Below are 21,846 nucleotides of genomic sequence, written 5' to 3' on the forward strand. Positions count from 1 at the left end.
TCTCAATTTGCTTCAGCTGCAGCAGTTGATTCAGGCTGCTCTTTTATTTCAATATACTCGCATTTAAGTTCATCCGCCATTTGCTTAGCAATGGAGTTTTTGCTGCCATATACCTTTTTTACAATAGTACCACCATAGTTATATGTATCGGCAAGAACGTTGAGATTATCTATCTTTTTCAGACTGTCTGGAATTGTTATTTCTGTTAATTTACTGCATCCTCTGAAAGCCCGTGCATCAAAATCCGTCATACCTTCAGGAAGAACAATGTTTTTAACTCCACTTGCCAAAAAAGCAGCAGGATGTATTACTCTTATTGAACTTGGGAGAGAAATATTTTCAAGACTACTGCATCCATAGAATGCTCCTTCTCCAATTTCAATCACTCCTTCCGGAATTTCAATTTTCTGGATGGAACAGGACTTAAAAGCACTTTCTCCAATAGAGATAACATCTGCAGGAATCACGGTATTTCTGCATCCGGCAATCAGCTTATTTGTTTTTGTTTCGATTACCGCATTGCAGTTCTCTCTGGAATCATACACCGGATTGGCAGGATCTACAGTGATACTTACAAACTGATCTCTTTCCGTTAATGGTGCATGAATACTATCTGTACTTGCAGGAATGCAGATACTACGGATTGACCAGCATCCATCAAAAACATCCGAACCGATATATTCAACAGTTGAAGGAATACTGACATCTGTCATCTTTGTGCAGTAATCAAATGCATTATCACCAATTCTGCGCAGCCCTTCATTCAGCTTTATCGATGTTAATTCCGTGCACCTTGCAAATGCACATTCAGGAATTTCTTCTATTCCTTCAGATAATTCAACTTTGCAGATATCTATGTTGTCTGTAAAAGCAGCTCGTAGGAAAACAGAATATCCTTCAATTCTGTCCGGAACCTGAATTTCTTTTTCTTTGCCGATGTATTTCCAAAGATAGATCTTTTGTTCATAGATAGAGAATTCATAATTCGAAATACTTCTGTAATTATCTGTACCGAAAAGATTTTCAAAATAGTCATCCGCATGTTTCAGACATTCTGAAGCCTTGATAATAGCAACATGTTTTCCTTGCTTTCCTGGATGCATTGCCTTTTTTGTAATGGCGTTTTCTATGAATTCATAATCCGGAATAATCAGATAATCAACATCTTTTCCAAATCTGTTTTCAATTATTCCTCCTGCACTGCTTATTCTGCTTTCAACAAGTGAAATCATTTCCCTGTCTTTTTTATCCATTTCCAGAAATTCCATGACGAAGAAATGACTGTCTGAAAACACAATGGAATTAACAGTTTCCGCTTTGACGGAATTTATATTGGCTGCAGCTTGACTGGTTTTCTGTTCCTGTGCAATTCTCTGTTTCAGCTGCGGATCAGTAATTATACTTGCATCAAAGTCAGAGACAGTATGGAACTTCTTTTTATACCATCCCTTGTAATTATGCATATCATATATAACAAAGCTCCCATTTGTATAAATTCCTTCAGGAGGAGTATCAAATAATCTTACATTGCTTTTCAGGTTGCCCAGAGCAAGAAGATTTGTTACTTTGGCGCCTGCAAACAACTTGGATGGATACTTTTTCTCTGGTGATTCCAGAACCAATGTATTGATTACAGCTCCGTTAAATGTATTATGACCTGAAAAGGATATTTCTTTTGCTAGATATAATTCTTTTAAATGCGTGCATCCTTCAAAAGCCTGTGATCCTATTTCCCGAATTGTTGTAGGAAGCGTTATGTATTCAAGATTCTCACAGCCTGAGAATGCTTTGGCTCCGATTGTTTGATATCCTTCCGGGATTGTTATGGTCCTGATATGCTTATAGTACTCAGGAGCACTGCCTGCTGTACCTGCAATGCCATTGATCTTTATGCCGCCTACCTGTTCAGGGAATACAACATTTTCCTCATTTCCATGATACCTTGAGATAAGATGTGTGCCTGCTTTCGGCTTCTTCCAGGGGTCAACGTGTTTTGGAGATGCAGCGCTTTGTGCCACAGCAATCTTTTTTCTGATTTCTTCAGCTTTTTTTATATTCTCTTCAGGTGTATATGGCTTTGTTAATGAATAACGATAATGATGCTCCTTGAAATATTTCTCTGCAGGAGAGTCTGCAATAAGCTGCCAGTTGGTTTCTTTGAATTCGCCAAAATTTCCAGTTGGATGCGAAAGGCTTTCTGGAAGCTTTACTGTGAAACCTTCTGAATGCTCATCCGGTAAAAAAGCATCAAGATTCAGCTCTGTTATGCCTTCCTGAATATCAATCTCAACTGTATGGTAAATGTGACCAAGTGAATACGGTTCAAGTATAGAAAACCATCCAGGCACTATGATCTTGCTTACGCTGCTGTCAACATAAAAGGAATAAGAAGCATAATTTCCGATACCGATCACATACTTGTCACCGATTTTTTCAGGGAAAGTGACAACTGAATCATTTCCGTGATAACCCGTAATCAATACACAGCCATTTTTATATTTGAAATCATATATTTTTCTCCAGTCTGATACTTTCATTGATCGCTTAGAAGATTTATCATCCATTTTCCCAAGTGATGGCATGCTGGATGTCTTGAAATGCTCTTTCTTGTAATCCAGCAGCATTGCAGTTACTTCCAGCATTTCATGTTCTGATGCATAAGTGGTCAGCTGCTCCGCTGCCTTCTCATTGAATATGGCAAGATCGCATAAAAAGCCTAGCAGTGATATATCTTTCCGTTCAATTGCCAGCATACCAGCCTTTACAGAATACCTTTTCAGATAGGAAAGATAAAGATTCCTGAATTCATCAGAAAGCATATATGGATACTGCATGCGGACTGCAGCCATCCGCAGTTTGTTTTCAGGTTTTGAAATGACAGTGAACATGGAATCATAGCCAGCAAAATCAAATCCCCCATTCTTGTTGCTGCGAATTGCAAGAATAAAAGCACAGGATTTCGGCTCTGTTTCATCTTTTATTGCAAGAATGATTCTTGCAATTACTTTTCCTGTCTGATCCCGAAAACTGATCATTGCACCATCAATTCCAATTATGGAATAAGCAGATGCATATGTTTTAGCTTCTCCACTGGTCTTCCAGCGAGGGCAATGGATTGACATCTCAATTTCGCCTCTGCAATCTTCAAAAGCATTTGCATCGACTGATTCACAGCCATCAGGAATTACAATTTTATCCTTTTTGGTGTCAGAGGTAAGCACCCGTTTCCCCTGCATCAGTACTCCTGATTCACCTGTAAGTCCATCGCATTTCTGAAAAGCATCTTGGCCTATTTTCAAGGAATCCAGCGCAGGACCGGTGATTTTCTTAAGATCATGACAGTAGCTAAAAGCACCACTTCCTATTTCATCAAGACTGTCTGGAAGATTGATAGACTCCAGACCGCTGAAAGAAAAGGTGTCTGCTTCAATCTTTTTAACGCCATCTGGAATCACGATTGTTTTTAAAGCAATGCAGCCTGAAAATGCGTCTGCACCGATTTTCTGCAGATGTCTGGGAAGATGTATCTCTCTGAGTTTTTCACAAAGCTGGAATGCGCCGGGCATAACAGTTGTTACTGTTTCCGGCAGCTGGATCTGTTCAATGATGGTATCGGAAAAAGCACCACGACCGATTATTTCTGTTCCTTCCTGGATAATCACTTCCTGGATTGAATTATATCCTTCAAGAAGACCATCCGGAATCTTCTTTAAGCTTGCTGGAAATACAATTTTTTTAATATGCTCATTTTCACAATTCTGAAACACATCGGAGCCAATGGAGATAACTCCTTCAGGAATAATTACAGTATCACTATCACCGTTATATTCTTTCAGGCATCCTGAACGATCTATTACAAAATCTTTGTTGTCCATTCCTATACCTTCCTTCTATTTAAGTTCCAGCTGATCCAGCTGGCTGATGATTTCTTTCTGCCTGTCATAGAACAGAAGATCTTTATTATGCTCAAAGTATTCCTTGCATCCAAAGTGGCTGATGTAATCAGCAGTATAGTAATTTGCTGTAAGTTCTGTTACCAGAATAAGCATCTCCTGCCCACCCTTGAATACTTCTTCTACAAAGTGGAACACATTGGATAATGCTTTCCCGCATTGATCTGCTTCTGCTTTCAATTCCTTATTTCCTTTGCTGTATTCTTTCTTGATCAGTTTGAATGCTTCAGAACTATTAGACGGCTTATCTTTGACCAACTGCTCTTTAATTGCAGACAATGACGCCACGGCACTGTGATAAGCATGCTGCTGATCTGTGGATAAGGAAGATGCCCTTTTTGCTGTCTCAAGCTTTTTCTTAATGACACCAATGCGCTTTTCAAGCACCTCTGCTGCATCGATGTTTCTGGCAAGATCCTGCTTGGCATCCATCATCTGATGCATTACCTCCAGCTGGCTCTGCTCTGTGTAATAGACATTTCTTGCTCGAGATGATACTGCATCAATCAGCAGTCCAAGCAGAGACAGTCTTTCATCAAACGGTGCATTTTCTGCACGCTGCTTGATCTCATCAGAAGCCTTTCCTTCCATGATCTTATCTACCTGATAATCGGACCTGTATTTGATGAACAAGTCATAGTAGATGGCAAAATCCTTGGCAATCTTGGGATTCTGAAGATACTGCTTGATCAGATCCTCATTGACAGGAATATTGTTTTTCTCGTAAAGCTTCATCATATCTGAAAGATCTGACCAGCCTCTTGCGGTTACAAAAGTCTTTCCATCTATGGTTGTCTCTATTTTATAGAAATTCTGCTTTTTGATATCCAGATAGGACGTAATGGAAGGATGAATTCCTTTCTTATAGGCATATTCCTTCCATACCCCGTAATCCGGTTCTACATCAATTCTTTTCAGACGATCCCATGTGACAATGTCATATTCACGGACAGAGTTGTTGTATTCAGGCGGGTTTCCGGCTGTTACTACAATCCATCCATCCGGCACACGGTGCCTCCCAAAGACTTTGTACTGCAGGAACTCCAGCATTGCCGGAGCAAGCGTTTCTGAGACGCAGTTGATTTCATCCAGGAAAAGAATGCCTTCTTTCATTCCCGTGTCTTCCATCATGCCATAGACGCTGGCAATAATTTCACTCATAGTGTATTCACTGACACTGTATTCTTTGCCGTTGTAGTTCTTCTTTACAATGAAAGGAAGACCAAGTGCACTTTGTCTTGTATGATGCGTCATGGAATAAGAAACAAGACCAACACCAAGTTCAGAAGCAATCTGTTCCATAATGGCAGTCTTTCCAACACCAGGCGGACCCATCAGAAATACCGGACGCTGCTTTTCAATCGGAATGACATATTCTCCGAATTCATCCTTTGTAAAATACGCCTTCATTGCATTCTTGATTTCCTGTTTGGCCTGCTTGATGTTCATATGATTCTGTTCCTTTCCTTTAATTCATCCGGTCTTAATACAAGCTTGATTGCCCAGTCCGGAACTTCAACATCATCAATTCCTTCATTCAAAAATACGAATGCTGTTTCATAATCCGGCTTGGATTCCGGATACCATCCATATCCATCTGTAAAATAAATCAGTCCTTTGAGATTAGAGAATTCATTTTCTGCAACAAGTTGATTAACATAAGCGAATACCGGTCTGAAATCTGTTCCACCCATTCCATGGAGCTTCATAGTTTTCAAGTACTGATCAAATTCTTCCTGTGATGTAATCTTTGCGTCTTCCGTGATCTCTGCATCGCACTGGATGATATGAATATTGATTTTAGAGAAGAAGCTCTCGGTGCTTTTGAGAATATTGTATGTCTTCTGCACGAAAGCCTGCACAAGATCTCCTGAGGTTGATCCTGAGGTATCAATGGCTATGACAAATTCACGGATACGCTTTACTTCACGATACTCAAGCGGTTCAATCAATGGCATGTTCCCATACATCTTCATACCATAGGTATAGAAGATGTAATCAAACTCATCCGGATCAAGCTTCATTACTTCCCCGCACACTGCAAACTTTTTTAGAAAAGAAGTGTAATCATATTTTTCACGGTTTACTTCTTTGAGGTTCTGCACAAGATCATAGGATTCTGATCCCTGCATTCTTTCCTTCTGAAAGGTTTCCATATCCGTCTGCATTCTTTCAGAGATTTTCTTCCATTCCTCTTCCTGCCTGAGATTGGAAAAATATGATGTTTCTCTTTTCCCGTGAGAATTCTTTCCGGAACTGCTGCTGTTTCCGGATACACTTCTATTGCCTCCGCCTCCTGTTATTTCTATTTTCTTTTCGTCACTCATGTACCAGATCAGATGATCATCTGCCTGAAAGAGAGGTGCATATTTTTGGGCATAAGCATCATCATAGTTCTGATCAAGAAAATAGGCGTAGATCACTTCTGCAGTCATGTACTTCACTTTTTTACGAAGCTGATTCAGATAGGATTCCTGCTTCATCTGACGTGAAGAACGTGTGCTTGATAAAGAAAGACCATTGATGATATTTTCTACTGCAATGTCACAGGAAAAATTCCACAATGGCTGATTGATCAATGTATGCACATACATGTGCCGGAATATGCAATGAAAAACCATATGCAGATAATCCCGATTGACTGCTTCTTTCTCTTTTCTGAATATTCTGAGGACATAGCGTGGATCATAAATAAAGTAATGACCATCTGTGCATAACGTTCCGGGATATTCTTTAAATTCAAACTGGCTTAATGCCATATCCAGAAAGCGAAGATTCACTAAAAGAGTGTTCCTGGACAGCTTTAAAACTTCTGCTGCCAGAGATCTGATCTGATTGATTTTATCTTCGCTTTTTATTTCCATGTAATATGTTCCTTTACCAGTTCAGCGTGAAATCACTCATCGGATCGAATTGTGAGAATTGCTGATTTTTATAATTCAGAAGAAGAGCAAGAACATTAACTGCATGCACTTTTTCGGCTTCTGAAATAAACATATTGATCTGAGCAAATGTAAAACAGGGAAACTGATCAGCAAGCGTTACATCATCATTATGCACTCTTTCCAAGGCAGTGATGTGGTCCAGATAAGCAAGCTGATGATTTGCTCTTCGGGTATACTCTTCTTTCACACCAACCGATGCTATGTTAAATCGATCAGTTGGATTGATCAGGTGCTTGTATCCCCAGTTAACACGATTGATTTCTATATTAAGATCAGAAAATGTGATTGAAATTTCATTGTGAAAATCACTGTCTGTTACTGTTATGCCAATCCTTTCCTGTCCAAGAAATCTGTAATATGGAATTTTACAATCAACATATCTGTCGGATCTCACATCTGCAGGATTGATAACCGGCTCCCATATCTGCAGAAATGGCTGTTTCAAGGAATGGGCAGTAAAATATTTCAGCCATTCTTCCAAATCATTTGACATCATTTCCAGTGGATGAGCAATCTTTACTGACGCATCATTAAGTACATACGACTTTTCATGACTGTCAATAAAACCTTCTGAATCCATTGTAAAAGTCGAATTGCCCTGCGACCACACAATCAGCATTTCCGCATGTTTCAGTACGGGATTGTTAAAATAAATCTCTTTCCAAGCTGAAACAGTTTTTTCCTTTCGCTAAGTTAAACGAGATTTGATGCCACCTCATTGAAATAGCTTTAAAAAGACGTCATGTACACATGCTTTAATTTTTCACGGGTAACGTTGTACTTCACTTCCTTCAGTTTCCTGACAATCAGCTCTGTAATCTCGTTGTCAACCATACCCAAAAATCTCCGCTTGATGACAAACAGCGCCAGATAACGATCAAGGTAATACGATGCGACGCCTCGATAAAAGGCATAGATCTTCTTGATCATGGAATGGATGCAGTTGACGGTATTCAGATGCTCAACTTTGTTGTAGCTCGCATAGCTTTCAGATGACGAATGTCGCATTCGGTTTTCTTCGCCAGATCGTCGTAAATATGCGAGCCATCTACGTACATCTCTGATTTGCATTCGATTTCATCTTCGAATCCTTCATCAATATCCTCTGCTGATGGCCTCCCTGTTTCCGCTGTCTTATACACTTCATGGCCATTACGATCGGAAGATGTGACGATACAGACCTGCTCATGGGAAATTCCTCTGTAATGGCTGGATTCGCCTCTTCTGCGAACTTCCCGTTTGATTGACCTGGCTCCTTTCTGAGACTCAAGCACATACGTCTCATCTATTTCCACGGTACCTCCCAGCTTTTCTGTTTCTTCCCCCAGAGCTTTTTCAAGGAAACAGAGAAATTTATGGCGGTTCTCAAATACACACTGTATGGACCGGTTGAGTCTGCCTGCGGTTTTCTTCATCGGTACGCAGAGAATCGCATCCTTGCAGATCTCAACGAATTCCTCCTGTGTGATCTTGAGGTTTTGCGTCATGGTTCCGGAATCATACACAAAGCGTTTGCCACAGGATCTGCAGCGGTAGATCTGCTTTGTGGCATAGGGATTGCCGGTACGTTTTCCACCCGTATGCTTAATGTGCTCAATTCCTGCTTTTGTAAATCCGTCGGCACAATGGCATTTAGGACATACCTCCGGCTCGGTCCCGGCAAGCTGAGCATTCAGATTCGCCATGTCATTGACGACACGGATGACGCGATCCTGCTGGGAATCAGTGAGGCTGAAAAACTTACAAAGAACATCGGGAACTCTCATTGTTGTCCTCCATTTTTATGGCTTCTAATGACAGTTTCCTACTTGAGGGTTACAAAAACGTACAGTGAACCAAATCTTGTTTAATTTAGCGTAAAGTTTTACTGCTGGAGATCAATCAATATTGATGGCATCTTTGCTTACTTAGTTCATATTGCCAGCTACCAGTTCAGTTCAAATTCATCCAACGGATCTGAAGTTCCGTATTTCTGATTCTTATATTCAAGCAGAACTGCTGATGCATTGACGCATTTGTTTTCACCTGCATATTTGATGAATTCATTGATTTGAGGAAGCGTAAATTCATTAAGTATCGGTTTAAAGCTAGCATCATCTTTATGGATCAAATCGTAAACAGCTATTTTGTCAAAATAAGCTATAAGATGATTGACCTTTCGGGTAAATTTTGAAAATTTGAATGAGTCAATGCTGAATTTATCTTTTATGCTGTAATTCCAATCCAATCTGGTAATCCGGACATTACAGTCATCAAAGGTTATTTCGATATTTCCTGACTGTTTTTCTGCGTGTATGCCATTTTTTTCCTGATTGGCAAATCGATAATATGGAATTGATAAATCTGAGTAGCGATCTGCTTTAATCACTGAAGGATCACATACAGGCTCCCAGATCTGAAGGAATGGCTGCTTTAACTGATGAGAAGTAAAATATGTTTTCCATGCATTCAGATCAACTGGCTTCATCTCAGTTGGATAAGCTACAGCGACAGGCTCTTCTGCAATTTCATAAGATTTTTCATCAGAAGTTACAGCACCATGATCAGTTACTGTAAACGTTGCTTCACTCTGTTTCCATACGATTAAACGTGCTAAGTGATTCAAAACAGGATTGTCAAGATATGTTTTAGCCCAGCTTTCTGGTGTTCTTTCGCTTCCACTGAGAAAATCCTTGAAAAGTGCATCGGACCTGTACTTATATATATCTTTTACTGCTTTCTTTAATTTTGCAAAATCAGCTGCTGCATCAGCATATTTCAGTGGATCTGCACCTTTTTTGGGGAGTGATTTAGCGGTTTTGCCATTCGGAAGTTCTATAATGAAACTTAAATCATTCTTCAGGAATGCGACAACTTTCTGATTACCAAGATCGTACTCTTTGCGATCATCCACATTCAAGCCTGTATCCGATATCATATCGCGCAGTTCATCAACACTTTTATTCCTGGCTTCTGCATATTTATCAAGTTCATTGTATTTATCCGCAAACATAATTGCAGAACGTGTATCGCTCTCACGCACTGCTTCACGGAATACAATCATCGCACGGGAATTTCTTCCGCTGGAGTGAGTCGCAAGCTTTGGAGCGGCAGCGCACATTTTTTTCATCAGATCCTCATCAGCATACCTGCAAAGCGGATAAGCCAGATAGCACTGCTTGATTCCTGCGAATCCATTGCAGATATACTTATCAGCCAGATCATTCAGGGCCTTGTGGAAACATTCATGATCCAGAAGCTTTATAACTGAGCTGGCACTCCGATCAGTACATAAAAGCCATTCCAGCACATAATAATCAAGCTTATTTCCTTTGCTGTCATATAGCTCAGGCAGATCAGAAGGTCTTAACAGGAATTTTGAATAAAGCTTTTTACCAAGTTTTTCCAGATCGATCTTTTCTGACTTCATTCGATCAAGAACCATATTTTCAACTATATTGGTCTGTCCCTTAAGTTCTTCTTCACTATAAAATTTTTCTTTCAATGCCCTGTTTTCATTAAAGCGTTTCTTTAATGAGCCATCTGTATCATGCTTTATTATTAATTCGTATGCATCTTTTACATAATCATCAGATAGCTTTTTATAATAAGTTTCCAGATACCACATCAATCCTTCAAGATGACTTCTGCCGGGATCTTCCGATATTTTTTCAAAAATCTTCTGTCCTAAAGGAACGATGTCACCAGAACCGATACACTTTTTAAAAAAACTCTTAAACTGGAATTTATCATTCATCAATTTAACATAAGTATCTGCTTGCTGTTCCAGACTCAGTGATTGCCATATTTTCTTATCTGCTAAAATACATGTTTTTATATCTGCATCACTCAGCATGTCAAGAAAATCGGATACAAATGGAACCAGCTTACTGGGTAAATACAAAAAATTATTTTCTGCCAGGCTTACTCCATCATGAATATCAACTGGCATATCACATCCATATAGTTCAAATTTCTCTATGCCACTGCACCAATTAACTAAATTTTTTCCTAGTTTTACATTTTTTCCTTGAATTATAACTGTTTTTAAATTGTTGCAGCCGCTAAAAGCATAATCCCCAATTATCTTCACTGATTCCGGAATGATGATTTCCGTGATTAGGTGATTCTCATAAAAAGCATGGTCCTTAATTGCAGAAACACCTTCTGGTATTTCAACTTTTGGATTAATGCCTAAATACTTTACTACTGCATTATTACGAATGATAAGACCGCTTTCATCTTTATGCACTGTACATCCCAGCAAACAATCAGAACTGACAAATACTTTTGAAAAATCAAAATCATAATCCGTCTTTATTTGAATCTCCCCATTATTTGCGAAAGCGCGGCTTCCGATTGTTTTTACTGAACCAGGTATATAGATGCTGCTGATTCCCTTATCTTCAAATGCTGTTGACTGGATATCTGTTACACCATCTGGTATTCGTACATCGACATTATCTCCAAAATATTCAATTAGATGATTATTTATTATTACAAATCCATTTTCATCAGCCAGTTTGCTGCACCCACTAAATGCTCCGTCCATTATGCGAGCAGACAGATTTGGAAGAACTACGCTTTGCAAAGATATACTGTTTTCAAATGCATGAAAACCTATTAATTTCAAGCTGGCAGGAAATAGTACAGAAGTTATATTGCTGTTTTTAAATGCGTCCGATGCTACAATTACAATTCCTTCCGGTACATTTATACATGTTGAATTTCCATGATAACCTGTGAGAATTTTTCCGGTTTTATCTGTTTCAAAATCACTTGTCATATCTAAACATTTCTTTCTTTTGCTGTTTAATGCTAGTTATAATCTTTGCTTAATAATCTAAGATAAACTGATCCATCGGATCATAATCTTTAAAATTTTTATTCTTATAATTCATGAGAACCACAATTGAGTTTGCTGCCTTGCAGGCATTTGCTTCATCAATCAGATCCATGATTTGCTGCAGCGTGAAACCGTTTAAAATTGATTCATTGATATCTTCATTTTTCCGAATACGTTCCCTCAGCGTCCACATGTCGAGAAGATAAAGAATGTGATTATTTTTTCTTGTGATTTTTGAAATAGTAACATTTCCAAGAGCAACCCTTTCATCCTCTGGAATCACATGTCTGATCTCATGAATGCAGTGATTATCAATTGACATATCATCCGTTGTAAAATACCGCTTATCATGGAAATCTTCATCATGGAAATGAATGCCATGTTCATCTGCATTTTTCACACGATAAGATGGAATTCCCATGCCTGCATACCGATCAGGTTTTATGTCCTCAATATGATGCACACATTCCCAGATCTGCGGGAATGGCTGTGCAAGATTGCTGGCTGTGAAATATTTCTGCCATGCTTTTATGTCATATGAAGTCATTGCTAGGGGATGTGCCACTTTAACTGCTGACTGATTCAGCTCGTATGGTGTTTCATCAAATGTAATGAATGATTTATTTTTTATTGTAAATGTATCAGTTCCCTGAGCCCAGACAATACGTTTAGCAATGTTCCGTAGAACCGGATTATCCACATATGATGATTTCCACTGATCTGCCTTCCAGACCGTTTCATTCAGAAATGATCTCAGCAGGATATGCCTGCGATCAGAAATCACACTTTTTATATTTTTTCGCATTTCACTGATATCTTCTTTTGCTTCACCATACAGTACAGGATCAGTTCCTTTTTTAGGAATTGATTTCAGTTCTTTCTTTGTGGCTGGATCATATAGATTTACCTTCAGGTCATCCGATATGCAGACTTCAACCTGCCTGCTGCCAAGATCTAATATTTTCTTACCGTCTTCATCCAGTCCGAAATCAATCAACTTATGGTCAATAATTGTATCGATATCAGTATTTCTGATCTTTGCATAGTATTTCAGATCATACTCATTTGCATTTTTGCTGATTTGCAGCAATGCAGCTTTTGTATCGCTCAGCAGCAATGCGTTTCGAATCAGCATCAGGAAACCTCGTCCTCCACGACCGGAAAAACCTTGTTTATTCACCGCTGCAATAAGCCGTGCAATCTGTTTTTCATTTCCATATCTTGCATAGGAGATCAAAAATGAACCATGGCATTTTTTGAAGCGCTTTCCATCCGAGCTGAATCTCAGCTCTCCGTACTGAATTTCAAAACGGTCCAAGAGATCGCTGAATTCTTCCTGATTCATTTCAGCTTGAATACGATCAGCATCTTGGGAAAAATCAAATCCCAAGTTCAGGGTTTTATATTCGTCAGCAGTTGCCGCAATACTCTGCTTCATCTGCCCGCTGTACGAAGCAAGAACAAACACAAGTGCCTGCATTGAGCATAATTGACCATTCCTGTAATGAATTGGGCTCAGACCAAGCTGGTTTGTTCTTCTTACCGCATCCGGATCAAGTTTGTTCCAATTCAACTTCACAGAAGTTTCCAGATGGTCTTCATCAGCAGAGCTTTGATTATTCCCTGAATTCTTATTATCTTCGGCTTTTCTATCTGCTGGAGATATTTCGCCAGATAGAAATCTGTGAAATATTTCAAGATCTTCACCGTTTGCATTTGCTCCAGCAGCTCCTATGAATTCTGAGGCATCTTTTTTATATTGACTCAGTAAATCATTCTGCTCACACGCAGAAAGAGTATTTACAACATTCGCAATTACATCTGAAAAACTGATTCTCTGATGCTGTATTTCCTGTACAAGCAGATTGTTTTTTCTCTTTCCCTCCATATACAGAGCAAGCTTACTTGCATTGAAAACAGTAAGATTGCTCATATCTATCTGAAGACTTCTTCTTACTGGATCAGGCTTTGCCAATCCATCTGCAGATAGTTTTTCTATATCGATGAACCATCTGCCTATTTCAGCTATATCTGAAGTGTTTCCTGCATTTGTATTGGAATCTGTTAAATGATAAGTTACTTTTCCAGTAAATATGTGATTGATTACAGCTTCAGGCTTTTTCAGAAACTTCTGGAAGGCAGAATTCTCGGTAAACATTTTTACTGCATCGCTTTTTCTATTAAGCATGAAATCATAGAATTTTCTAAGATCCGCAATACTGAAATTCTTTTGATTTCTCAGGACAAATCCGGTCGCATTCGATTCATAGCAATAGACTTCTGCACCTTTTTCATGCTGAAGAATATTCATGATTGCTTCAATAATTTCATGTGGGTTGAATGCAGTACTGTTCCAGTTTACTGTTTCATTCCGGCTCACGCCGCTCATATAAACTGCTATTTGAGCAGCTTCATTGCTATCATGTGCTGACAATTCATAACGCTCCCTGTCAGACTGAGGCAGGCGTAAGATAGTTTCAGAAAGTTTATTCTGAGCAATATAGACACATTCATTGTCCCATTTAGAACCAGCTGCTGTTATAATACATAAATCCCGTGATGGCAGAACAGACGAAATACTGCCATCTGCGTTTTTTATAATCAAGCTTCCACTTCTGATTGATATCCTTTCGTTATCCGTATAATCAATACTGGCAGGATCACATGTAAAAGCTTCACATCCGATTTTCTGCAGACTTTCAGGAATAATAACTTCAGTCAGTGGACATTTATAAAAGCATCTCTGTCCGATTTCTTTTAAACCGTTATTGAAAATTATTGTTTTTAAGTTCGCACAACCATAAAAAGCACTTTCTTCAATGACTTTGAGTGACTCAGGAAACACTATGTTTTCAAGAGAAGTACATTCTGAAAATGCCGCTGTGCCGATCTTTTCTATTCCTTCTGGTAAAAGAATAGTTTTCAATGAGCTGCAGTTTCCAAACGCTCTGCTTCCAATGCTCTTGACACCGGATGGAATTACAGCCTCAGTCAAAGCAGTATCACCAAGCAGAGCATTTTCCGGTATCTTTTTCATACCTTTTTCAAATGTAACTCTGCGAATACTTTTCCCAAGTATGCCTGTTGTTCCATCAAAAGTACTGCCGTCAAAATAACCGATTGCTACGGTCTTTATGTTTTTTGGAAAAAAAACCTCAACGGCTTTCCCAGTATATTTTGTAAGAAAACCATTTTTGTCAGTGATAAACTCATTATTCATTGCTGAAGTTTCTCCTGTTCTAATAGAATGGAAAATTACCTATAGCTCGGAAAACTGATTTTTATCTTCATCTGCTTTTCTTATGTCAACTACCAGTCAAGTACAAACTGATTCATCGGATCATACTTCGGAAAATTCTGGCTTATTAAAAAGGAAGAATTAATTAATGGAGTATTTTTTTACGGTCTAAGCTTCTTCTAACATTTATTGACTTTAAAAAGCTACAAAGTCATGACCACCAGCTCTGCTGGTGGTTTGCGCATATCCCTCCGGGATTCATTTCTTCCATCGCCTAAAGGCGAGGTCTAATCGACCATTTTTTTACAGGCTGCTTCCTAAAGGAAGCTTATCCCTCAATTCGATCTGAATTTTCCTGTTCCGTTATATACTTCTTTATTGTCTCTTCGTTCACGTTTCCAACGGTTTCGCAATAGTATCCTCTTGCCCAGAAATGTCGTCCGTATTTGTCACGCTTTTCCGGATGCCGATCGAAGATCATCAGTGAACTCTTTCCTTTAATTCGTGACATCGCCGTCGATATACTGATCTTGGGCGGAACTGATATATACATGTGAACATGATCGCTGCATACTGCCCCTTTGATCAACTTGATTCCTTCTATTTCACATACTCTGCGTAAGATTTCGACAACATCCCTCCTCAGCTCTCCGTACATTTTCTTGCACCGATACTTCGGAATAAATACTACGTGATAAGGACTATCTAAAAATAGATGGGGTTTGGGGGTGCCTCTAAGAAATCCTGGGATTGATGATCCGGGAGGAGTTAAAGAGCTGTAAACCCTCATGGGGAGGCACAAAGACCTTCTCCTTTTCGTATTTACCGATTATCATGCGGTTAGAGACATCAATAGAAAGGAAAAGGTTCAGAGACTAGTTTCCAGCCATCTCTGAACCCATAACCAAAACCATGGTTAGTGTACCACATTCACAATACAAAATTGTTAAACATCCTAATCATCTGAATGATTTTTGATGAAATGCAGCGAACCTGTTTTGGATCCTGAAACAGGCCTGCCAATGAGATTCTGCGGAACTGCCAGAAGGTGCGTTAAAACGCCAAAAGGTTCTTACTGGATCTGGATTCCTGTCGCCGTCTCTTCCAACGGAAGACATCACCGTGTTCTCCCTGATTTCCTTGTCCCTTACAAGCACTACTCGGTGCAGACCATCGAATCGGCTCTGGACAATGATCTGGATCTTGATCGTTATTCGCTTCCTTCCGATTCTTCCGTTTACCGTTGGAACAAATGGCTCGATAAGCTCATTGTGCAGCTCCGGATTTTCCTGAAGCTGGTTGATCCGCCTGATTCGCTGCTTCAACAGCTTCGTGTTCTATTCCGGCGTGATGTCCGCCGGGCTCCGGAATATGATTCTTCCAGTGGCTGGGTGGCCGGAATCAATCTCTGCCTGAATGGGCCAAATGACTTTGACTTGGGCCTTTCCTGATCTTCCCCTATGCTGGGCTCAAAGGAGAAGATCTATGTCCGAACAATCTGATAAACAGGCCATTCTTGAATTCTTTAACCTCGATACAGGCAGTGTGGAGAATGTCATCTTCCATAATGACAATGGCAGTGCGTCTGTCCATGTTTTACTGCGGCCGGATCATCCGCCTTGTCCCGATTGCGGCTGTACCCTGCCAAGGGTTAAGGACTACATTGACAAGAAGATAAGCCACGGCGTCTTTACTGATCGTGAGTGCACCATCTTCTATCATGCCCGCAGGTACATCTGTCCTGTCTGTCATCGAACGTACTATGAGAACAATCCATTCTGTTTCAGGAAGCAGCACATCTCCGCCCTCACGGTTGAAAACATTCTGAACGATTTGAAGATTCAGACCGAGACCTTCGCTTCCGTCGCTAAGCGGTATCACATCTCTCCCACAACCGCTGCCTCCGTCTTCGATGCCCACGTAAAGGAGGCGCGAAGACCTCTGCCCACATTGATGTGCTGGGATGAGAACTACGCATTTTATCATCCGGGAGAGAACTCAAAATATGTGTTCGTTATTCTCGACTTTGAGTCACAGGAGCCGGTGGATATCCTGCCAAGCAGAAGAAAAGATTATCTGCTCAGCTACTTTCTCAAAATCCCAGTGGAAGAGCGAAAGCGCGTCAAAATGATTGCCACGGACATGTATAGTGAATACCGCGCCATCATACGTCAGCTGTTCCCTAAGGCCTATCATTCCGTTGACCATTATCATGTCAGCCAGGAGCTCTCCAGAAAGGCTGACAGCGTCCGGATCAGAGTAATGAAGCAGACTCCAAAATATATTGAAGGCACAAAAACACAAACCAACGAGTATTATCTGCTGAAGACATTCAACTGGATGATATTCAAGCGGCTGGACGCCAGAGACAAAGATGGTAAAAAGCTGTTCGATCCCGGCCATCCAAGGAAAATGAACCGCAAGCTGAACCGGTTCCTCAATTATTACGAAATTAAAGCCATGATCGAAGCCGTTCATCCCGATTTGAAAAAGGCATGGGACCTCAAGGATGACGTTGTGGACTTCTATGACAACTGCACTTACGATACTGCTCCCCAGGAGCTGAACAAACTGATTCAGTCCTTCGCAGCCAGTGGTATTCCGGAAATGAAAGAGTTCTCCCGCACCCTGATCAGCTGGAGAGAGGAGATTATCAACTCCTTCATTGTCGTAAAGCAGCGTCATACAGTCGATAAGGACACAGGCCAGGTGGTAGTGTCCGACATAAAACTGAATAACGGATTGATGGAGAACCGGAACTCAATCATCAAGACGATCAAGAAAGCAGCCAACGGATATACCAACTGGGACAGGTTCCGCAGCCGCTGCCTCTATGTGCTCAGAAAGAGCTCCAAGCCAATGTTGAATCCTGTCATTCCGCCAAAGAAGGTTAAGCAATGACTTCAACCAGCTTTCAGCCCCTGAGTCCCGAACAGGCATGGATCACTGCAGAAGGAGCCCGTTTGTATGGCAAAGAAGCAGAACAATATCTGCAGGCCAGCATTCGTTCCATGAACCGAATATGCCGCTCAGCACAGCGATTAATGCGCGGCATTGAATGTGAGCTGAAGCAGCGTAACCAAACGAGCAATATGACTCTGTATGCCATGAACACAGACGAGATGCTTGCCCGCATCGCCATCTATTGTGAGATGTTTCTGGACGAATACGAAGAACTTCAGGAGACGCAGCCGTAACAGGCGGTCTCCTTTTCCTTTCCATTCAAAAACCGCCTGTTTTACCAGACGGTTTCGTGGTGGGATAAACCTTCATGGGGTACCCCGACACCCCAAGTTTTTTTACTTCGTTTTCGAGGCATCCCCAGATAAATTTAGATCGCCATAGTGATGTGACCTTTGGCTTCCGGATTTTCTTGTGGGGCAGTATGACAGAAGAGATGATCCTCTGTCATCGATCTGGCAGGAGTGCTGCGTCAACGACTTTCCTCCGTATTATTTATCTAATGAGGTATCCTGCTTGCCGCTTTGTTTACTGTATGGGCCGCGCTTCTTTCCGGTAGAAGTATGAACGTCTTCGCGGCTGCGAGGTATCGCAAGCATTGGTTTCTGCTCACGTGTTGCCCAAAGGATTCTGTTGCGGGTGTATTCGAAATTACTGACGCCTCTGGATTGTCTTTTGAGATCCTTTGGCAGGACGTTAAATCCCTCCATGGGGCCGTTGGACAGTCGTGTCATCATCTCGTTAGAGTTCTTTCTGTCAGCTCCGGAGATGTAGGTAAAAGAGTTGACGATGTTGTCATGATACGTCTTCAGAGTGACAGCAATCTCCCTGAACATGGAGAGATCACTGTTCTGATAAGTATCAATGATCTTATTCAGATCTTCCGAAGCTCCTTCGGGATCGTTGACGTGTCTCTTATTGAATTGGACATACAATTCTTTGAGGTCACGAATCTTCGAAAAGTTCTTGTCCAGTCCCAAGAAATTCTTCTCATAAACGTAGGGATCAAAGTAATATTCATTGCCGCGTTTTGAAGTACGCCAGCCAGCCGTGAAGTCGATGTCATCATGATTTTTCAGAAGGAAGTAGTCATAACGTCTCAGATAAGTGACCTCGCGTGATTCACGCATCGTCTTATGGCTTGCGTTATTTCTGTAATTCTTTTCTTTCAGTTCCTTTCTGTCGAGCTCCTGATATTTCTTCATGACCATGCGAATATACTGCCTGATCCGGTTGATGATCAGCTGAATCACATGAAAACTATCAACGATCGCAATGGCATTGTAGAAGTATCTCTGCACGTAATTGATATATGGCTTGTACATATCGCAGATCAGATACTTGACGCCTGCACGCTCTTCCCTCGGGATATTGAGGAAGTATTCCTGTGAAGTGCTCTCATAGCTGTTTGGCAGCATATCAATCACCTGACCGCTCTTGAAATCCATGATTACCAGGCTGTACAGATCTCTACGGTCATATACCATGTGAACCTCATCCACACAGATCGCCTCCGTGAATTTCAGGCGGGGCATATTCACGTACTGCATAAATGTTGTCATAACATAGGTATCTGATACATTGAAGCGTACAGCAACCTGCCTGGCCGTGACATGCAGGTCTTTCATCTCATTTACGATCATGATCGGGACCAGCGAGGTGTTCTGCTTGTAGTCCTCCAGAAAATTGAATCGGTCGTGCGTATAGAAATTACAGTTTCGGCAGTGCCACTTGCGTTCTTTGACGTGCAGAATCAGCTTATAGCCGTCCTGCATGACAGGGTGGTTTACCTTTCGCACACGAATACCTTTAGATTCCATCCGGCATCCGCATTCAGGGCAGAACATCACCTGATCTTTCTTCTGCAGAGTGACCTCAATAGTGTCGCTGCTTATCTGAACATCGGTGACGTCTGCAGAATCATCACCAAGTCTCAAAATCCTTGTTATACTTTCTTTGTTAATCATCGCTCCTTCGTCGTTGACTCAGCAATCACCATGATAGGAGCGAAAAAGAGTGGCTGGCAAGGTATATCCCCGCTGGTCACTCTTTCCTTTTATTCTTGAAATATGTCAATAAAATTCAAATGAATCCCGGTCCCCCAAAGTTGAATTCAGGAGGTCCCCCAAAGTGGTCCCCCAAACTTCACTCCCCCAAGGATTTTGGAGACCCCAAGGAGAAGAGAGCAGGCTTGATTAACCGGACCTGCTCTTTTCATTGCTTTTTGCTGATCTCATTGCTGACTGAATGTCAATTTCTGGTAAAATACTCTTAAGAAGCAAAAGAGGAAATAATCCATCTCTGCTAATAATAGACAGATGCTTGTGATGTGTGTCACTCTGTATTTCTTTTATCAATTATAAGTTATGGAAATGAATTCAGCCTTATTTCAGTTGAAATGTGCCCGTTCTGATTTTACAAGATAAGGAGGATTAATACGATATGGGAACAGGTTTCATGAGTAAGCTGCCAAGGATCTTTGCTACGGTGGAGGGGTTGAATGCAGCAATGAAGATTGTGCAGCAGGATCCAGATGCCGGATGGCTTTTCGGATGGGGATCCGGATGAATATGATCCGGATAATGATCAGTACAATTATTCAGAGGACATGTTCTTTGATCCTCCTTATGAAAAAATGGCTGACACCTGGGACATGACCGAAAGGAAAAAGGTTGGGAATTCTGATCAGTTGCATAGTTGTGCGGGAAAGAAGTTTGTCATTGCAGGTGAGATGAAGCACTTTCAAGGTAGAGATGGAATTGTGGAATGCATTACTGCAGATGGCGGTAAGGTGACAGAAAACGTAGGTAAAAAAACAGATTATCTCGTTGATAACATCGATGGTTATTCAGCCAAAAGAGAAAAAGCGAAGAAGCTCAATGTGCCTGTCATTACTGAAGATAAATTTATTGAAATGTTCGGCGGTTCAGAGAAAGTAGTAGATCAGAAGAAGGTTGATATTCCGAAACCAATAACAAGGAATGGCATTATTTTCGAAGAATGGGAATACAATCTTTTGAAAGACGGAACTGTCCGGATTGTGAATTATACAGGGCGGCACTCGACCGTTAAAATTCCATCAATGCTGGATCATAAAGAATTATCTGAAATAGGGCCGGATTTATTCAGTCTGGATGATCATGATCGCACCCGAAGGATTCCTCGGGAAAAACGGAAAAGTCTGGAGCCGATCAGAAAAGTGTATATTCCCGGTTCTGTCAAAAAGATTGGAAGAAATGCATTCAGCTGCAATCCTGTAAAAAAAGTTCTGATGGAGGATGGAACCGAAGAAATCGGAGCATACGCTTTCAGCGGCTGCCAACTAGAATCTATAAAGCTTCCGGGTACACTGACAATTATCGGAAAAGGCGCTTTTGAAGGTTCACAGGGGATCAAGCAGTGGAATCTTCCGGAATGTTTGAAAGTCATTGATGACGACGCATTCCAGTATTCGAGCATTTATGATGTTTATATTCCTTAGTCAGTTAAAAAGATTGCAGATAATGCATTTATAGGAGCCCCATTCGAATGGGACGAGGATGGTTTTCCTGTATTCGATGAGGATGAAGAAGGAAACGAAATAGATCATTTTACGATCTATGGAAAGCCTGGCAGCAAAGCAGAGGAATATGCAGAAAATAATGGTTTCTCATTTGTACCTGCAGATCACTGTCCATTTTGAGCATTTTAAAAAGGAGAAAATATGTTCTGGAATGATAATGATTCTGATAATTCATTTATCGATGTAGAAGAGCTTCGTAGAAGACTGAAAGATGAATACGGAACAGCTGCATATGCAGGCAGTGGTCCTGCAGCATTTGCGGACATGATAAACGTTGACAATATGAGTGATGAAGAAGTTATACAGGAAGCTGAAAAAATTGGAATCATATAAAATAAACGCTAAGTTAAACCAGATTTGAT

Annotated in this window: 15 protein-coding genes and 1 pseudogene; 6 read left to right on the plus strand and 10 right to left on the minus strand. The window is 40.7% G+C overall.

The genetic code is table 11. The features are described from left to right. Positions 1–2: 2 nt before the first annotated feature. From C1714_RS01015 to tnpA, 9 genes and pseudogenes are all read right to left on the minus strand, one after another. On the minus strand, positions 3–3,875 hold the full coding sequence (locus tag C1714_RS01015; RefSeq protein ID WP_102341443.1) for a leucine-rich repeat domain-containing protein: 3,873 nt from the start codon (positions 3,873–3,875) through the stop codon (positions 3–5). A gap of 15 nt (positions 3,876–3,890) precedes the next feature. Beyond that, positions 3,891–5,402 (minus strand): ATP-binding protein, encoded by a 1,512-nt coding sequence (locus C1714_RS01020; protein ID WP_102341444.1) that lies wholly within the window; start codon positions 5,400–5,402, stop codon positions 3,891–3,893. Then, positions 5,399–6,817, minus strand: a complete 1,419-nt coding sequence (locus C1714_RS01025; protein WP_102341445.1) for a VWA-like domain-containing protein — start codon at positions 6,815–6,817, stop codon at positions 5,399–5,401. Before C1714_RS01025 ends, C1714_RS01020 begins: the two co-directional genes overlap by 4 nt. A gap of 13 nt (positions 6,818–6,830) precedes the next feature. Next, positions 6,831–7,562, minus strand: a pseudogene (locus tag C1714_RS01030) (DUF4132 domain-containing protein); the annotation flags it as partial. A 65-nt stretch (positions 7,563–7,627) separates the two neighbouring features. After that, complete coding sequence (locus tag C1714_RS01035; protein ID WP_102341447.1) at positions 7,628–7,906, minus strand: hypothetical protein; 279 nt, start codon at positions 7,904–7,906, stop codon at positions 7,628–7,630. Further along, positions 7,852–8,664: an IS1595 family transposase gene (locus tag C1714_RS01040; RefSeq protein WP_102341448.1), complete on the minus strand. Its 813-nt coding sequence runs from the start codon at positions 8,662–8,664 to the stop codon at positions 7,852–7,854. The genes C1714_RS01035 and C1714_RS01040 overlap by 55 nt, the downstream gene beginning before the upstream one ends. Before the next feature lie 158 nt (positions 8,665–8,822). After that, entirely contained in the window at positions 8,823–11,663 is a 2,841-nt protein-coding gene (locus C1714_RS01045; protein ID WP_102341449.1) for a leucine-rich repeat protein, read from the minus strand. Between the two features lie 49 nt (positions 11,664–11,712). After that, a complete protein-coding gene (locus tag C1714_RS01050) occupies positions 11,713–14,943 on the minus strand; it encodes a leucine-rich repeat protein (RefSeq protein ID WP_102341450.1) in 3,231 nt (1,076 codons plus the stop codon). Positions 14,944–15,289: 346 nt separating this feature from the next. Then, entirely contained in the window at positions 15,290–15,751 is a 462-nt protein-coding gene (gene tnpA, locus C1714_RS01055; protein WP_280951983.1) for an IS200/IS605 family transposase, read from the minus strand. Positions 15,752–15,938: 187 nt separating this feature from the next. Between tnpA and C1714_RS01060 the strand changes: the two genes are divergently transcribed. Genes C1714_RS01060 through C1714_RS01070 form a run of 3 tightly spaced genes read left to right on the plus strand, consistent with a single transcriptional unit; the run spans position 15,939 to position 18,158 of the window. Then, on the plus strand, positions 15,939–16,412 hold the full coding sequence (locus tag C1714_RS01060; RefSeq protein WP_135567852.1) for a DUF6431 domain-containing protein: 474 nt from the start codon (positions 15,939–15,941) through the stop codon (positions 16,410–16,412). 34 nt (positions 16,413–16,446) lie between these two features. Then, positions 16,447–17,862: an ISL3 family transposase gene (locus C1714_RS01065; RefSeq protein WP_167849870.1), complete on the plus strand. Its 1,416-nt coding sequence runs from the start codon at positions 16,447–16,449 to the stop codon at positions 17,860–17,862. Then, a complete protein-coding gene (locus tag C1714_RS01070; protein ID WP_102341426.1) occupies positions 17,859–18,158 on the plus strand; it encodes a hypothetical protein in 300 nt (99 codons plus the stop codon). The genes C1714_RS01065 and C1714_RS01070 overlap by 4 nt, the downstream gene beginning before the upstream one ends. A 255-nt stretch (positions 18,159–18,413) precedes the next feature. Here C1714_RS01070 and C1714_RS01075 read toward each other — a convergent pair whose 3' ends face one another. Continuing rightward, a complete protein-coding gene (locus tag C1714_RS01075) occupies positions 18,414–19,889 on the minus strand; it encodes an ISL3 family transposase (protein WP_102341451.1) in 1,476 nt (491 codons plus the stop codon). Positions 19,890–20,364: 475 nt separating this feature from the next. Between C1714_RS01075 and C1714_RS14520 the strand changes: the two genes are divergently transcribed. The 3 genes from C1714_RS14520 to C1714_RS01085 all read left to right on the plus strand — a co-directional run bounded on the left by C1714_RS14520 (position 20,365) and on the right by C1714_RS01085 (position 21,817). Continuing rightward, a complete protein-coding gene (locus C1714_RS14520) occupies positions 20,365–20,490 on the plus strand; it encodes a hypothetical protein (protein ID WP_280951984.1) in 126 nt (41 codons plus the stop codon). Then, on the plus strand, positions 20,456–21,403 hold the full coding sequence (locus C1714_RS01080) for a leucine-rich repeat domain-containing protein (protein ID WP_102341452.1): 948 nt from the start codon (positions 20,456–20,458) through the stop codon (positions 21,401–21,403). The genes C1714_RS14520 and C1714_RS01080 overlap by 35 nt, the downstream gene beginning before the upstream one ends. A gap of 222 nt (positions 21,404–21,625) precedes the next feature. Continuing rightward, positions 21,626–21,817, plus strand: coding sequence for a hypothetical protein (locus tag C1714_RS01085; protein WP_102341453.1), 192 nt, complete (start codon positions 21,626–21,628; stop codon positions 21,815–21,817). Positions 21,818–21,846 lie beyond the last annotated feature (29 nt).

The sequence above is a fragment of the Galactobacillus timonensis genome (genome assembly GCF_900240265.1).
Classification (GTDB): domain Bacteria; phylum Bacillota_I; class Bacilli_A; order Erysipelotrichales; family Erysipelotrichaceae; genus Bulleidia; species Bulleidia timonensis.

What these genes read in the sequence shown, in the direction of transcription:
- C1714_RS01015 (WP_102341443.1), bottom strand. Translation starts at nt 3,875, where the DNA reads ATGGACAACAAAGATTTTGTAATAGATCGTTCAGGATGCCTGAAAGAA.
- C1714_RS01020 (WP_102341444.1), bottom strand. Translation starts at nt 5,402, where the DNA reads ATGAACATCAAGCAGGCCAAACAGGAAATCAAGAATGCAATGAAGGCG.
- C1714_RS01025 (WP_102341445.1), bottom strand. Translation starts at nt 6,817, where the DNA reads ATGGAAATAAAAAGCGAAGATAAAATCAATCAGATCAGATCTCTGGCA.
- C1714_RS01035 (WP_102341447.1), bottom strand. Translation starts at nt 7,906, where the DNA reads ATGCGACATTCGTCATCTGAAAGCTATGCGAGCTACAACAAAGTTGAG.
- C1714_RS01040 (WP_102341448.1), bottom strand. Translation starts at nt 8,664, where the DNA reads ATGAGAGTTCCCGATGTTCTTTGTAAGTTTTTCAGCCTCACTGATTCC.
- C1714_RS01045 (WP_102341449.1), bottom strand. Translation starts at nt 11,663, where the DNA reads ATGACAAGTGATTTTGAAACAGATAAAACCGGAAAAATTCTCACAGGT.
- C1714_RS01050 (WP_102341450.1), bottom strand. Translation starts at nt 14,943, where the DNA reads ATGAATAATGAGTTTATCACTGACAAAAATGGTTTTCTTACAAAATAT.
- tnpA (WP_280951983.1), bottom strand. Translation starts at nt 15,751, where the DNA reads ATGAGGGTTTACAGCTCTTTAACTCCTCCCGGATCATCAATCCCAGGA.
- C1714_RS01060 (WP_135567852.1), top strand. Translation starts at nt 15,939, where the DNA reads ATGAAATGCAGCGAACCTGTTTTGGATCCTGAAACAGGCCTGCCAATG.
- C1714_RS01065 (WP_167849870.1), top strand. Translation starts at nt 16,447, where the DNA reads ATGTCCGAACAATCTGATAAACAGGCCATTCTTGAATTCTTTAACCTC.
- C1714_RS01070 (WP_102341426.1), top strand. Translation starts at nt 17,859, where the DNA reads ATGACTTCAACCAGCTTTCAGCCCCTGAGTCCCGAACAGGCATGGATC.
- C1714_RS01075 (WP_102341451.1), bottom strand. Translation starts at nt 19,889, where the DNA reads ATGATTAACAAAGAAAGTATAACAAGGATTTTGAGACTTGGTGATGAT.
- C1714_RS14520 (WP_280951984.1), top strand. Translation starts at nt 20,365, where the DNA reads ATGGGAACAGGTTTCATGAGTAAGCTGCCAAGGATCTTTGCTACGGTG.
- C1714_RS01080 (WP_102341452.1), top strand. Translation starts at nt 20,456, where the DNA reads ATGCCGGATGGCTTTTCGGATGGGGATCCGGATGAATATGATCCGGAT.
- C1714_RS01085 (WP_102341453.1), top strand. Translation starts at nt 21,626, where the DNA reads ATGTTCTGGAATGATAATGATTCTGATAATTCATTTATCGATGTAGAA.